Below are 12,952 nucleotides of genomic sequence, written 5' to 3' on the forward strand. Positions count from 1 at the left end.
TCTTTAAAATGTAATCTACAGGCCTCCTCGTCCCCGAAATGAGCACTAAACGTAAATAAATTCATAAGCCAAGTGATTTAGGTTCAGTCAAATATAATAAATTATGAGTAATTACGGATATTCAATTTTTAGTTTTCATAAACCAGAAACAATTGCAGAATGGTTAAAAAAAGGAAAAAGTCTTCGAGAAAGACTTTTAACAATTCCTGCACTAGATGGAACAGGACTTCGTCCTGCTCAAATCGTTGCAGTTAATAATCTGGAACACTCTTTTAAAAAGAACAGACCAAAAGCCTTGATTCAAATGGCGACAGGTGCCGGAAAAACATTTACAGCCGCAACTTTTGTGTATCGTTTGCTAAAACACGTAGACGCAAAACGTATTTTGTTTTTGGTTGACACCAAAAACCTTGGCGAACAAGCAGAACAGGAATTTATGACGTTTCAGCCCAATGATGATAATCGAAAATTCACAGAATTGTACAATGTTCAGCGTTTATCATCAAGTTATATTGCTTCTGATAGTCAAGTTTGTATTTCAACTATACAACGCCTCTACTCTATTTTAAAAGGTGAGGAATTAGACGAAAGTGCAGAACTAGATAATCCAAACGAAAATTCTTGGCTTCAAAACAAAATGTCCAAAAACAAAGCTGTTCCTGTTGAGTACACCCCAAAAGTGCCTATTGAGCAATTTGACTTTATTGTGATTGACGAATGCCATCGCTCAATTTATAACCTATGGAAACAGGTTTTAGATTATTTTGATGCTTTTCTAATTGGTTTAACTGCAACTCCAGACAAAAGAACCTTCGGTTTTTTCAATGAAAATGTAGTGAGCCAATATACGTATGAAGAATCAGTAACAGATGGTGTAAATGTGCCTTATGATGTGTATACTATTGAAACTGAAATTTCTCAAAAAGGAGAAACCATAAAAGCAGGTTGGTTTGTTGACAGGCGAGATAAACTCACTCGTAAAAAACGTTGGCAACAAGAAGATGAAGACACCGAATATAAACGCAACGATTTAGATAAAAAAGTCGTCAATCCTAGTCAAATTAGAAACATCATTCGTGAATATAAAAAGGCATTAAAAACGACTATTTATCCAAAGCGTGTTGATTCAACTGGTGAATACGAAGTGCCGAAAACCTTAGTATTTGCAAAAACAGATAGTCACGCAGACGATATTATAAAAATCATAAGAGAAGAATTTGACGAAGGCAATGATTTTTGTAAAAAAGTAACTTACAAAATTGAGGAAGACCCAAAATCGGTTTTGAATCGTTTTCGAAATTCTTATTATCCTAGAATAGCCGTTACGGTAGATATGATTGCTACGGGAACCGATGTAAAACCCTTAGAAGTTTTGCTGTTTATGCGCGATGTGAAAAGCATCAACTATTTCGAGCAAATGAAAGGGCGTGGTACGCGAACGATTAACAACGATTCGTTGCAAATGGTTTCTCGCACGGCGAAAAACAAAACGCATTTTGTGATTGTAGATGCTGTGGGCGCAACCAAATCTAAAAAGACGGATAGTCGACCTTTGGAAAGGCAAAAATCGGTACCCATGAAGGATTTACTAAGTGCCGTGACGATGGGTGTTGCGGATGAAGATTTGTTTCTATCCTTGGCAAACCGATTGATACGTTTGGAGAAACAGTTGACCGAAAAAGAAAAAGAAAAATTGTTGGAATATTCAGGTGGTAAGAACTTAAAACAAATGACCAAGGAATTGATTATGGCCTTCGACGCTGATGAGATAGCGACCAATGCACAAGCTGAAATCGATAAGATTCCTGTTCAAGATAGAACTCCTGCGGATATCGAGAGCAGCCGAAATGAAGCGCAACAAGAACTAATTATACAAGCGGCTACTACTTTTAACGGGCAATTAAATACCTATTTGGAAAACGTTCGCAAAGAGCACGACCAGATTATTGACAGTATCAACATTGATACTGTCACCAAAAGCGAATGGGATACCACTTCGATTGATAAGGCTACCGAAGTGGTCAAAGATTTTACGGAATACTTGGAAGCCAACAAAGATGAGATTAAAGCGCTAAGTATTTTCTATAACCAACCGTATAACCGTAGGGAGATAACTTTTAAGATGATAAAAGATGTCTTTGATAAGTTAAAACTTGAAAAACCAGTACTAGCTCCAGAAACGGTCTGGAACGCTTATGCTACTTTGGAAGAAGTAAAAAACGAACAGCCCAAAGACGAGTTAACAGCCTTGGTATCGCTTGTTCGTAGGGCCTGTGGCATTGACAAAGAACTACAACCTTTTGACAAGACCATTGAGAAGAATTTTAACGAATGGCTGTTCCAACAGCATGCCGGAAAGCACAACCGTTTTACGGAAGAACAGCTAGACTGGCTTCGAATGATTAAAGACCATGTGGTAAGCAGTTACCATATCGCTTTAGATGATTTAGATTATACCCCTTTTGATGCCCAAGGTGGAAAAGGCAAAATGTATCAGTTGTTCGGTTCCGAAATGAATAGTATTATTGAGGAACTTAATGAAGTATTGGCAGCATAATGACTGAACAAGAATTGCAACATATCATACAACAAGGTGAAGGTTTTTACACTGAATTTAAACGCAACGTAAATACCGACATCAAAAAAGAAATGGTCGCTTTCGCCAATGCATCTGGGGGCAATATTTTTATCGGAGTTGATGATGATGGAACGGTTCCAGGAGTTACGATTACTAATGCCTTACTTTCTAAAATTCAAACGTCAGCAACAGATTGCGACCCTTCGATTGCCATTGAAATCGAAAAAATTGGCAACAAAGTGCTACAGATAAAAGTACTCGAGGGCACTTCGAAACCATATCGCTGCACCACTGGCTTTCATTTACGTGTAGGTGCCAATTCTCAAAAAATGACCACGGATGCCATCATCGAATTTCTAGAAAAAGAAGGCCGTGTCCGTTTTGATGAACAGCTTCGGCAAGACGTTCCTGTGAAAGAAAACTTTGATTTTGCCAAATGGATGGACTTTGCGCAATTAGCGAAATTGGGCGAACCGACTTTGGAGCCAATGTCTGCGTTGAAAAGTTTTGGAGCGGCTAAAGAAGTGAGCGGGATTGACTATTTTACCAATGCAGGCGTATTGTTATTTGCCAAAGACACCAAGCAATTTTTACCCCAGGCAGTGGTGAGTTGTGTGCTCTATAAAGGCACGGAAAAAGTAGATATTCAAGACCGAAAGGATTTTGATGGCGATGTTATTTCAAATATCGATGCCGCCATGCAATTTGTAGAGCGACATATTAATGTTTCCGCCAAAATTGAGGATACGCAACGTCAAGATGTTTGGGAAGTCCCAAAAGTAGCCCTACGCGAGGCTATTGTCAATGCCGTAGTGCACCGGGATTATTTGGAAAAAGGCGCGCGTGTCATGGTAGAAGTTTTTGATGACCGTATCGTAATTTCCAATCCCGGGGGCTTGCCCAAGGGTTTGGCAGAAAAAGATTTTGGAAAATACAGCCTTACACGAAATTCGGTCCTGGCCAATTTGTTATTGCGTACCAATTATATTGAAAAACTAGGTACGGGAGTGGGTAGAATAAACAAGGTATTGGCTGATGCCGGACTTCCTAAAGCTACTTTTGCTTTTAATACATTTTTTACAGTAGTTTTTAGTAGAGGAAAAGGTGGTCAGAAAGGTGGTCAGAAAGGTGGTCAGAAAGGTGGTCAGAAACTTACTACTAGACAACAAGATGTACTTAATCTAATTGCTGAAAACCCTTCAGTTACTAGAGATGAACTTGCGAAAACACTTGGCATTAACACTTCGGCCATTCAAAAACATATGGAGAAATTAAAAGATAAAGGGGTAATTGTACGTGTAGGTGGAGATAAAGGTGGACATTGGAAGATAACGGAAGATTAGGACGTCAAAAACAATGATATAATGAAGATTGAAATAACAAATGTGCTGAAAGTCCCCTTTAATCTATTTGCAGTATGATAGATAAAGATTGGGTAGAGGGTACTTTAGGGGATATTTTTGAAACAGTTACCGGCAATACTCCTTCTAAAAAAGACAAGGATAATTATGGTTCTGAATTACCATTTATCAAGCCTCCTCAAATTAAAAATAATATTCTTAAAAACTACTCAGAGTTCTTAAGTAAGAAAGGAAAAATAAAAGCACGGATTCTTCCAGTCAACTCTATTTTAGTTACCTGCATCGGAAATCTAGGAAGAGTTGGAATGAATAAAATTGAGGTTGCATTCAATCAACAAATAAATGCTATTAAACCTCTAAAAGAAGTAGAACCAAAATTTACTTTTTATCAAGCTCAAAGTATTGGGTTCAAGAATCAATTAGAAAGACTTAGCACATCAACTACTGTTGCATTAGTAAATAAAACTAGTTTTAATTCTGTAAGATTCAAAATTGCTCCACTCCCTGTCCAACGGGCCATCGTTGCCAAAATAGAAGAATTGTTTAGTAGTTTGGATAGCGGTATCACCGACCTTAAAAAAGCACAAGAGCAGTTAAAAGTGTATCGGCAAGCGGTGTTAAAAAAAGCATTTGAAGGGGAGTTGACGAAAGAATGGAGGCAAGAAAACAAATTACAATTTGACTGGGAAAATACAACTACAGGAGAAGTAATGACTGATATTAGTTCTGGATCAACGCCAAAAGCAGAATTTCTATCTACAAAAGGTGAAATACAATTTTTAAAAGTTTATAATTTAAATTTCGATGGTTCTTTAAATGACCAAAAAGATCCAGCATTCATATCAAAAGAAATACATAGAACTCGTAACAAAAGAGCTATTACCAAAGCTGGAGACGTGCTAATCAATATTGTCGGACCACCGTTGGGTAAAACTTCAATGATTCCTTTGAGTTCAAAATTAGAATTCAATATTAATCAAGCTATTGTGAGATTTAGATCTAACGAAAAAATATTGCCCAAATTTCTATCTTTCTTTCTTCAAAATCCTGAAACTATTAATTGGTTAGAAGGAACTTCAAAAGCAACAGCTGGTCAGTATAACGTAAAGGTTACAACTTGTAGAGTAATTCCAATTTCATTACCAAATGTTTCGGAACAACACCAAATCGTCAAAGAAATAGAATCGCGCCTATCAGTATATGACCAAGTAGAACTCACCATCAAAGGAAGTTTGAAAAAAGCCGAAGCCTTACGGCAAAGTATTCTCAAAAAAGCTTTTGAAGGCAAATTGTTAAGTGAAGTTGAGATTGCTAAATGCAAACAGGCCAAAGATTATGAGCCGGCAAGTGTTTTGTTGCAGCGGATAAAAAAAGAAAAAAATGGATAAAAAAATTCAACGCCTAATTGACGGCTCAAGTGAACTAGCCAGACATTTTAATAGTGAAGACCCTTGGTATTGGAAATTCCCAAAAGAATACATAGATAATAACAAGCATTTAAGGTCATTTCTTGAAATCAACAAAGATGTTCAGGTAATATCATTGTTCAAAAAAAAATACCCTTCGCTTGATACTCATGGCGAAAATTACAAAGTTCCCTTAGTCAATATTTCTGACGAAGAGTTTATTGTTCATGATTCTGTTCGTTATATTCTGTACAACTATTGCATCTCATTATTACATAATGACCTAAAACAATATTGCTCAAATGTTAGAAATACACCCGGGCTAAGAAGAGATGATAATGGTAACGAAAGATATTCCTATCCGTATCCAGATGAGTTTACAGTACGAGACCTATTTTTAAACAATATTAATTGTCCCTTAGCACTCAACAATTTAATTACTAGAAATTTCAATATTCGAACCTTTTTAGGCGGGCGCCATACCATAAACCTAGGGTATATTGAAATGCTGATAAAGAATGCTGAAGAAACTTACGATTATTCCAAATTAGAATTTTAATGACAGACTCAACCATAATCTCAAAAATCTGGAACCTTGCAAATGTACTTCGTGATGATGGCGTAGGCTATGGCGATTATTTAGAACAGATTACTTATTTGCTATTTCTAAAAATGGCAGATGAATTGAACAAACCACCTTATAACAAAGGGTTGCCATTTCCAAAACTCAAAGACGTAGAAGGTAATGAAATTGAAGATGCCGACACTTGTAACTGGGAAACCCTATCAGGCAAAAGAGGTGCAGAACTAGAAGCTTTTTACAGTCAATTATTGCGTACGCTATCCACCGAAAAAGGCATCTTGGGTCAAATCTTTACCAAAAGTCAAAATAAGATTCAAGATCCTGCAAAACTTTTAAAAGTCATCAACCTCATCGACAAAGAAAACTGGTCTATGATGGGTACCGACATCAAAGGCAAGATTTATGAAGGTCTTTTGGAGAAAAACGCCGAGGACACCAAAAGTGGTGCCGGGCAATACTTTACGCCAAGGTCTTTGATTCGAACTATGGTAGCTTGCGTGCAACCCAAACCCATGAAAACCATTGCTGACCCTGCTTCCGGTACCGGTGGTTTTTTCTTGGCTGCTTATGATTGGATAGTTGCCAATCATAATTTAGACCGCCAAGAAAAAGAATTTTTAAAAAACTACACTTTTCACGGTAACGAAATTGTAGCGAGTACACGAAGAATGTGTTTAATGAACATGTACTTGCATAATATTGGCGAAATAGACGGAAACAGTTTTATAAATGCCAATGATGCATTGATTGCCGATGATGGAAATCGCTATGACTATGTTTTGGCGAATCCGCCTTTTGGCAAAAAGAGTAGTATGACTATTACCAACGAGCAGGGAGAAATCGAAAAAGAAGACCTCAGCTACAATCGCCAAGATTTCTGGGAAACCACTTCCAATAAGCAATTGAACTTTTTACAGCACATCAAAACCATGCTCAAGATTACCGGTGAGGCAGCTGTGGTGTTGCCAGACAATATTTTGTTTGAAGGAGGGGCTGGTGAAGAGGTACGTAAGCAACTCATGAAAACCACTGATTTGCATACCATTTTAAGACTTCCCACAGGTGTTTTTTATGCCCAAGGAGTCAAAGCCAATGTGCTGTTTTTTGATAACAAACCTGCCAGCAAAGAAGCATGGACCAAAGACATCTGGATTTATGACTATCGTACCAACATTCATCATACCCTAAAAAAGAAACCCATGATGATGGGCGATTTGGAAGATTTTGTGAAGTGCTACAATCCTGAAAACAGAAACAAAAGAAAAGCCACCTGGAGTGAAGAAAACCAAGACGGTAGATGGCGAAAGTATTCTTATGATGAAATTATAGCTAGGGATAAAACCAGTTTAGATATTTTTTGGTTAAAAGACAAAAGCCTGACAGATTTAGACAATCTGCCAGACCCTGATATTTTGGCTACGGAAATTATTGAGAATATTGAATCTGGGTTAAACAGTTTCAAAGAGATTATCGAAACTTTAGCTGAGTGATATTTTTGATTCAAAAAGAGAATAAGTTTTCTTTTCTTTCAATCAAATAATCACGATTTCTAAAAAAGAACTTTCTCATTCTTGTATATTGGCCAGGTGAGAAATGATTAATACAACTATCAGGATTATATCCCATTAAATTAGTAGTATCATCGGTTTTGTCATCATAAGTACATGTATCGCAGGTTACACAATCAATATCTTTTTCGCAATCATTTCCCATATTATTTATGCATTTTCCACAACCCTGAAAATGGCAGTAGCGTTGAGGTGGTGTGTCAACAACATAATCGCCTGGTGAGTTACACCCATTGTAGTTAGTATTATCACAATCTATCATTGTAGAATTACTATGAAACGTATGCAATAAACCAAAGAAATGACCCACTTCATGTACCAAAGTTTTTCCCATCATTTGATAACCAGAATCAGGATCAACCCTATTATTCAAAGAATTTTTTGTTATTAATACATGATCAAACTTTGTTAAATAGACATCGCTTTCAAAAGGTAAAGTGGCTTGGCCTAATACTTGCGTGTTTTCATTGATATAAACATGCAATGCACTTGGGTTTTCCCATTCAATAGTATTTACCATATTTTTATATATAGTATCAAAAACGGTATTTCCTTTGCTTGTACGGAAACTTTTGGCCCATTTACTATTGGTATCTCGGGAAATTGTTGATAACGTAAAGACTATATTAATTGAGCTAAAAAAATCATTTAAAATTGAAATTTGTTCTTTTAAGTTATTCTCGGTTGGTGTCCACGTATTCTTATTACTATTAATTATATGAAACTCAATTGGCACAAAGTATTTTCTTGGCAATAAATCTGGTATTTTCATTCTCGAATTAGTGGAAAAAGCCTTTAAAGCACTTGTGTCAGCGGAATCAAATGTCCCACACCTTCTTCCTTTTTTTTTGATAGTATCTAACTCGAATACCGCTGGTGTCTTTCCGAGATTAATTGTATCCAGTCTTTTTAAAGATTCAATTTCTAACTTGAAAAGTTGCGAAATCTTACTCTCATTGAGTTTTCCAAATCTCTCCTCAAGAAGTTGAGTTCCTTTATTTTGATTAGGCTCAACCCTTATTGTCGCGAGAATCTCATTTAAATCGCCACTTTTGCTCGATTCTGATATAAAATTATTAAACTCTTCTTCTGTTATTTTGCTTTCACTAGAACATGCCAAATCACAGGAAGATAAAAGAACTAATAAAAATAGTATAGTAAACTTTTTCATTTCTATTTTTTTGATAAATCAATACTTAAACCAAAATAAAACTTAGGACTGCCCGAAAATTTGAAAGAGATATCATCTTCTATTTCTGTAGTACCAGATACTTGGTCACCAACCTTCAATTCATTTAGTTCAGGAAACCAGGTAAATAGTACTCCAGTTGAGAGATTAATTCTATCAACTAAATCAATACCTATCCCGGTAAATAAAAGTGGCTTTTCTTTTGATGGCCCTACTCCTAATTGTAAAAAAACCGGTAATTCATTTAATGAGTTAAAGTGAAAATCCAGGTAGGTCGCGATACTTAATTCGCTATCATTGTCTTCTCCTTGAGTAATTATCGTATTCCCATTTTCATCCATATCGGTTCCGTATGTTGGAAAATTAAGGTCAGTAAATAAAATTCCTGAAGATACTTTTGGCACTAAAAAACTATATTTTCTAAAAATCAGCTTATAACTTTTGGTTTCCTTTTCTGACAATAATTTGGTCTTTTTATCAAAATCAAACTTTGTAAATTTTAAGATTACTTCATTTAATTTTCTTCTTTCTGGGATTTTGATATCCTCATGTGCCATTTGATTAAGGGTACTTACATTCCCAAATTCATTTTTTTTCAAAGATTTAAAAGGTTTTTCTAATAGATCATAGTGTTTTATTGAACTATCGACGGTGGACTTTATACTGTTGATTTGTGTTTCTATATTAACTAGCTTTTGCTCAATAATTGCGACAAGACTGCCATTTCTATCAGAAACTACTTTTTGGAGGCCGTATAACTCAGTCTTTAGTTTAAAAAAGGCACTATCTAAGCCCGTAATTTCTTCTTGAATTGATGTTTTAAGTTCTTTATTCAATCCTATTTTGAGTTCATTAGCATCAAAAGAATTTATTTCTAAAAGGCGGTCGAAAAGTTTATTCAATGATTCTTCCAAAGAGATAACTGTTCGCGAAATTGAAAACCCTTGCATTGCTTGTAAATATTTTTCGTTCTCGGTTTTCGTATCAAATTCAGCGTCGAATACTTTTATAAACGCAAATAATTCTGCAAGTTCCGGATTAGTAATCTTGTAATTTATTTCAGTTTGTTTATCCTCCTGTAACGGTTCACCATTTTTTGATTTTAATTTACTTTTAACAACTAAATCGGCATTTGTTTTTGCAATAGTGGCTATATCACTAAAACCAATTACGCCTGCAAAAGGAATTATCGAAGAATTTATTACTTCATCTGCTGCAGCATAATTTGGATCTTCTTTTATATTTTGCTCAACTGAAATACGATATTTCAAAGGATTTAAGAATTGCGAAGTCAACTCAATTTGATTCGTATTCTTTGCTTGAAAAAAATTAGTTTCTCCTAGAGTTTCTTTTTTCTTTGCATCAATTGCAATCTTGATTGCACCATTCTGCAAGTACACATTTAGCTCATTTTGCACCAATTTACTTTGTAATGCTTCAGTAACGGTATTTTCTTGTGCTGTAATAAAATTTAATGTTATCAATAAAAATAAAGCACAATAAAAGGTGGTTTTCATTAGTCATGGTTTAAAAAGTTATTTTGGTAAAATTAGATTGGGTTCTCTAGTAAAGTAATCCCCATACATAGGTATTTTTACCCTAAATCATTATAAATAAGACTATTGAAAAACAAAAAATGGAGCCAAAGCTCCAAGTAGATATGTAGAAGGGCAAACGGTAGCTTCGAGTAAATTTTGTAACCTTTTTTGGGAGCAAAATTTGTATCGAGAAGCCTGGGTGTTCCAAAAAGTTCTCGATACAACGTCTCTTTCAGGACGCCACTCGAACTGACAATGTGATATTAAAACTCATACTTCTTCTCCACCGCATACCTTAACAACTCCCCCGCACCACTAAGGCCCAGTTTACGAATCATGTTTTTACGGTGGGTATCTACAGTGCTTTTACCAATAAAAAGCTGGTCCGCAATTTGGTGGCTGGTATGGCCTTTGGCAATCAGTTGTAAAATTTCGCGTTCGCGTGAAGAGAGCACACTTTTAGAGCTGTTCTTTTCGGCATTTGGTAGGTGAATTTTTTTATCGTAATAGGTTTTGCCACTGGCTACCGTGCGTATGGCTTCTAAAACAATCTCAAGACTGCTGTTTTTTAAAATATAGCCCAGTGCCCCAGCGGCCAGCATCTGCTTTACGGCATCGTCTTGGTCAAACATGGTAAAGGCAACCACTTTGGTATAGGGCAGTTCTTTTAAAATAGTTTTGGTGGCCTCTATACCATCTAACTTGGGCATACGAATATCGCAAAGCACCACTTTAGGTTGTTTGAGGCGCACCAGTTTGAGTAGGGCTTCGCCATCATTGGCATGACCAATCACCGAGATATCATCTTCGTACTTTACATACGATTTAATGCCGTCTATAAGGGCTTGGTGGTCTTCGGCTATCGCTACAGTAATCATACAGGTATATCTATTAAAATGGAGGTGCCTTTGCCCAAAACACTATCCACAGTAAAGTTGCCTTCTAAATGTTCTACGCGTTTTTCAATAGTGGTCAAACCCATGCCTGTTTTGCTTGTATCTATTTTAGTACGGTCAAAACCTTTACCGTTATCTTCGATAATAATATTCAGGGTATCCTTATGTTGAGTGAGTTGAATACTTACTTTGCTCGCCTCCGCATGTTTGATGGTATTGGCTACCAGTTCTTGCACCATACGAAAGAGGTTGAGCTCTAAAGAGTTTTCTAATCGGTCACCCATGCCAAAATCTTCGACTACTACTTCTAAAGCATTGGTTTCCGTAATGACTTGAGCCATTTTTTTAATGGCGGGTAAAAGCCCTTGGTCGCTCATGACCCCTGAGTTTTTGCTGTGCGCCATACTCCGAACTTTTTGGTAGGCTTCTTCCAACAGTTTTTGGGCGTTTTGTAGTGCAGGGTCTTTTTTACTCACTTTAGAATTGTCAAAATGCAACTTTATCGTGGCCATTAAACTGCCCAAATCGTCATGCAGTTCATTGGCCACCCGCTGACGTTCTTTTTCCTGCCCGGCAATCATGGCATCAATACTAACCAACTCTTGTTCTTTGAGCAGGTTATCAACCCGTTCTTGTTTTAGAAGTGCTTCTTGCTCTGCCAATAGGCGTTTTTTAGTGGTATTTTTCTGGAATAGCACGGCTATACCAGTACCAAAAAGCAGGGCCAAACAGGCTGCAATTAACCAGTTTCGATTGGCTCTGACTTTCTGCTGTTCTTCAAGAATTTGTTTTTCTTTTTCAGCGGTTTCATATTTAGTTTGAATATCTTTTACATCCTTTGCTCTTAAAATCAAATTAAGGCTATCTTGAAGCACACTTTTCTTTTGCAGATAGTAAAGGGCGCTATCCATTACTCCTAAGTTAAAATATACGCTATAATAATTTTTATAAATCAAAATTTTATCTTGTTCATCTCTTTTTGGGATAGCTTTATGATTGATTTTATTTAAATAATCCAACGCTAAATAGAAATTTTTATCATCTAATTCGAGAGAACCTAAATTATAACTCAAATCATTTCGATTTTTTTGAGCGAAGTAATAAGGAATAGCCTTGTAATGATTTATTGCTTTTTTGTAGTAAAACCTTGCCTTTGCTTTATTATTAATTATAATATCATAATAAACTCCGATTAATTGCGATAGTCTGCCAGCTAAATAATACTTAGAATTACTTTCCGCTAGCGCTAGTGCCTTCAGAGCTTTAGGAAGCGGTTTCAAATCAAGTCTTTTAAAATCATATATTATGCCAATGGCACTTCCAAAATAATAATATTCAGCATAGAGTTTTTCATGTAAATCATAAGCTAATTCGCGATAAGTTTTAGCATAATCATGAAAAGTCATTACATCTTCTTTAGCCTTAAAGTGATATTTTAAAATTCTCTTTAGCGATTCACATTTTAAAATTATATCGTTTTTTTCATTAGCGATATGATAAGCCTTCAAGTAAGCGGCATAAGCGATAGAGTCTGATTTGATTGTCCTATTCTCTTCAATAGAAATATCACCTTTTAAAAGAAGGTAAAAGAAATCTTCTTTTGGACCATCTTTCGGATAAAGCATGTCCTCTATATAATAACTTTCACCTGCAACTAGTTGGCGAAAAGAATTTAGCAAAAAAAGCTCTCTCGATGACTTATTAAAGAACAAACTAGAATCAACTCCTCCTAAATCAAAGGTTCGTATTTTATTAAAAAGGTTATCCGCACTCTTATCAACAATTTTTTCCTGGCCAAAAAGCAGAGTCATCAGAGAAAAAAAAGTAATATGA

Annotated in this window: 9 protein-coding genes; 5 read left to right on the forward strand and 4 right to left on the reverse strand. The window is 35.9% G+C overall.

What is annotated here, in order from left to right:
- The first annotated feature begins 103 nt into the window (after positions 1-103).
- The 5 genes from ACFSQJ_RS13025 to ACFSQJ_RS13045 all read left to right on the forward strand — a co-directional run bounded on the left by ACFSQJ_RS13025 (position 104) and on the right by ACFSQJ_RS13045 (position 7,418).
- A complete protein-coding gene (locus ACFSQJ_RS13025) occupies positions 104-2,557 on the forward strand; it encodes a type I restriction endonuclease subunit R (protein ID WP_377767388.1) in 2,454 nt (817 codons plus the stop codon).
- Positions 2,557-3,921, forward strand: a complete 1,365-nt coding sequence (locus tag ACFSQJ_RS13030) for an ATP-binding protein (protein WP_377767389.1) — start codon at positions 2,557-2,559, stop codon at positions 3,919-3,921. The genes ACFSQJ_RS13025 and ACFSQJ_RS13030 overlap by 1 nt, the downstream gene beginning before the upstream one ends.
- Positions 3,922-3,995: 74 nt before the next feature.
- Positions 3,996-5,327 (forward strand): restriction endonuclease subunit S, encoded by a 1,332-nt coding sequence (locus tag ACFSQJ_RS13035; protein WP_377767390.1) that lies wholly within the window; start codon positions 3,996-3,998, stop codon positions 5,325-5,327.
- Positions 5,320-5,904 carry a hypothetical protein gene (locus tag ACFSQJ_RS13040; protein WP_377767392.1) on the forward strand — a complete coding sequence of 195 codons (585 nt, stop codon included), beginning with the start codon at positions 5,320-5,322 and terminating at the stop codon, positions 5,902-5,904. Before ACFSQJ_RS13035 ends, ACFSQJ_RS13040 begins: the two co-directional genes overlap by 8 nt.
- Complete coding sequence (locus ACFSQJ_RS13045) at positions 5,904-7,418, forward strand: class I SAM-dependent DNA methyltransferase (RefSeq protein ID WP_377767394.1); 1,515 nt, start codon at positions 5,904-5,906, stop codon at positions 7,416-7,418. The genes ACFSQJ_RS13040 and ACFSQJ_RS13045 overlap by 1 nt, the downstream gene beginning before the upstream one ends.
- Before the next feature lie 10 nt (positions 7,419-7,428).
- Here ACFSQJ_RS13045 and ACFSQJ_RS13050 read toward each other — a convergent pair whose 3' ends face one another.
- The 4 genes from ACFSQJ_RS13050 to ACFSQJ_RS13065 form a co-directional block, all read right to left on the reverse strand.
- A complete protein-coding gene (locus ACFSQJ_RS13050; protein WP_377767396.1) occupies positions 7,429-8,667 on the reverse strand; it encodes a M43 family zinc metalloprotease in 1,239 nt (412 codons plus the stop codon).
- A 2-nt stretch (positions 8,668-8,669) separates the two neighbouring features.
- Complete coding sequence (locus ACFSQJ_RS13055; RefSeq protein WP_377767398.1) at positions 8,670-10,202, reverse strand: hypothetical protein; 1,533 nt, start codon at positions 10,200-10,202, stop codon at positions 8,670-8,672.
- Positions 10,203-10,486: 284 nt separating this feature from the next.
- A complete protein-coding gene (locus ACFSQJ_RS13060) occupies positions 10,487-11,101 on the reverse strand; it encodes a response regulator (RefSeq protein WP_377767400.1) in 615 nt (204 codons plus the stop codon).
- The gene (locus ACFSQJ_RS13065; protein WP_377767402.1) at positions 11,098-12,930 is read right to left on the reverse strand and encodes a sensor histidine kinase; all 1,833 of its coding nucleotides are present in this window, start codon (positions 12,928-12,930) and stop codon (positions 11,098-11,100) included. The genes ACFSQJ_RS13060 and ACFSQJ_RS13065 overlap by 4 nt, the downstream gene beginning before the upstream one ends.
- Between the last annotated feature and the right edge of the window lie 22 nt (positions 12,931-12,952).

Origin of the sequence: Croceitalea marina (genome assembly GCF_042684265.1) — a bacterium.
In the GTDB taxonomy this organism is placed as follows: domain Bacteria; phylum Bacteroidota; class Bacteroidia; order Flavobacteriales; family Flavobacteriaceae; genus Croceitalea; species Croceitalea marina.

Bases quoted from the DNA above. Each gene is read 5' to 3' on its own strand.
- ACFSQJ_RS13025 (WP_377767388.1), top strand. From the start codon at position 104: ATGAGTAATTACGGATATTCAATTTTTAGTTTTCATAAACCAGAAACA.
- ACFSQJ_RS13030 (WP_377767389.1), top strand. From the start codon at position 2,557: ATGACTGAACAAGAATTGCAACATATCATACAACAAGGTGAAGGTTTT.
- ACFSQJ_RS13035 (WP_377767390.1), top strand. From the start codon at position 3,996: ATGATAGATAAAGATTGGGTAGAGGGTACTTTAGGGGATATTTTTGAA.
- ACFSQJ_RS13040 (WP_377767392.1), top strand. From the start codon at position 5,320: ATGGATAAAAAAATTCAACGCCTAATTGACGGCTCAAGTGAACTAGCC.
- ACFSQJ_RS13045 (WP_377767394.1), top strand. From the start codon at position 5,904: ATGACAGACTCAACCATAATCTCAAAAATCTGGAACCTTGCAAATGTA.
- ACFSQJ_RS13050 (WP_377767396.1), bottom strand. From the start codon at position 8,667: ATGAAAAAGTTTACTATACTATTTTTATTAGTTCTTTTATCTTCCTGT.
- ACFSQJ_RS13055 (WP_377767398.1), bottom strand. From the start codon at position 10,202: ATGAAAACCACCTTTTATTGTGCTTTATTTTTATTGATAACATTAAAT.
- ACFSQJ_RS13060 (WP_377767400.1), bottom strand. From the start codon at position 11,101: ATGATTACTGTAGCGATAGCCGAAGACCACCAAGCCCTTATAGACGGC.
- ACFSQJ_RS13065 (WP_377767402.1), bottom strand. From the start codon at position 12,930: ATGACTCTGCTTTTTGGCCAGGAAAAAATTGTTGATAAGAGTGCGGAT.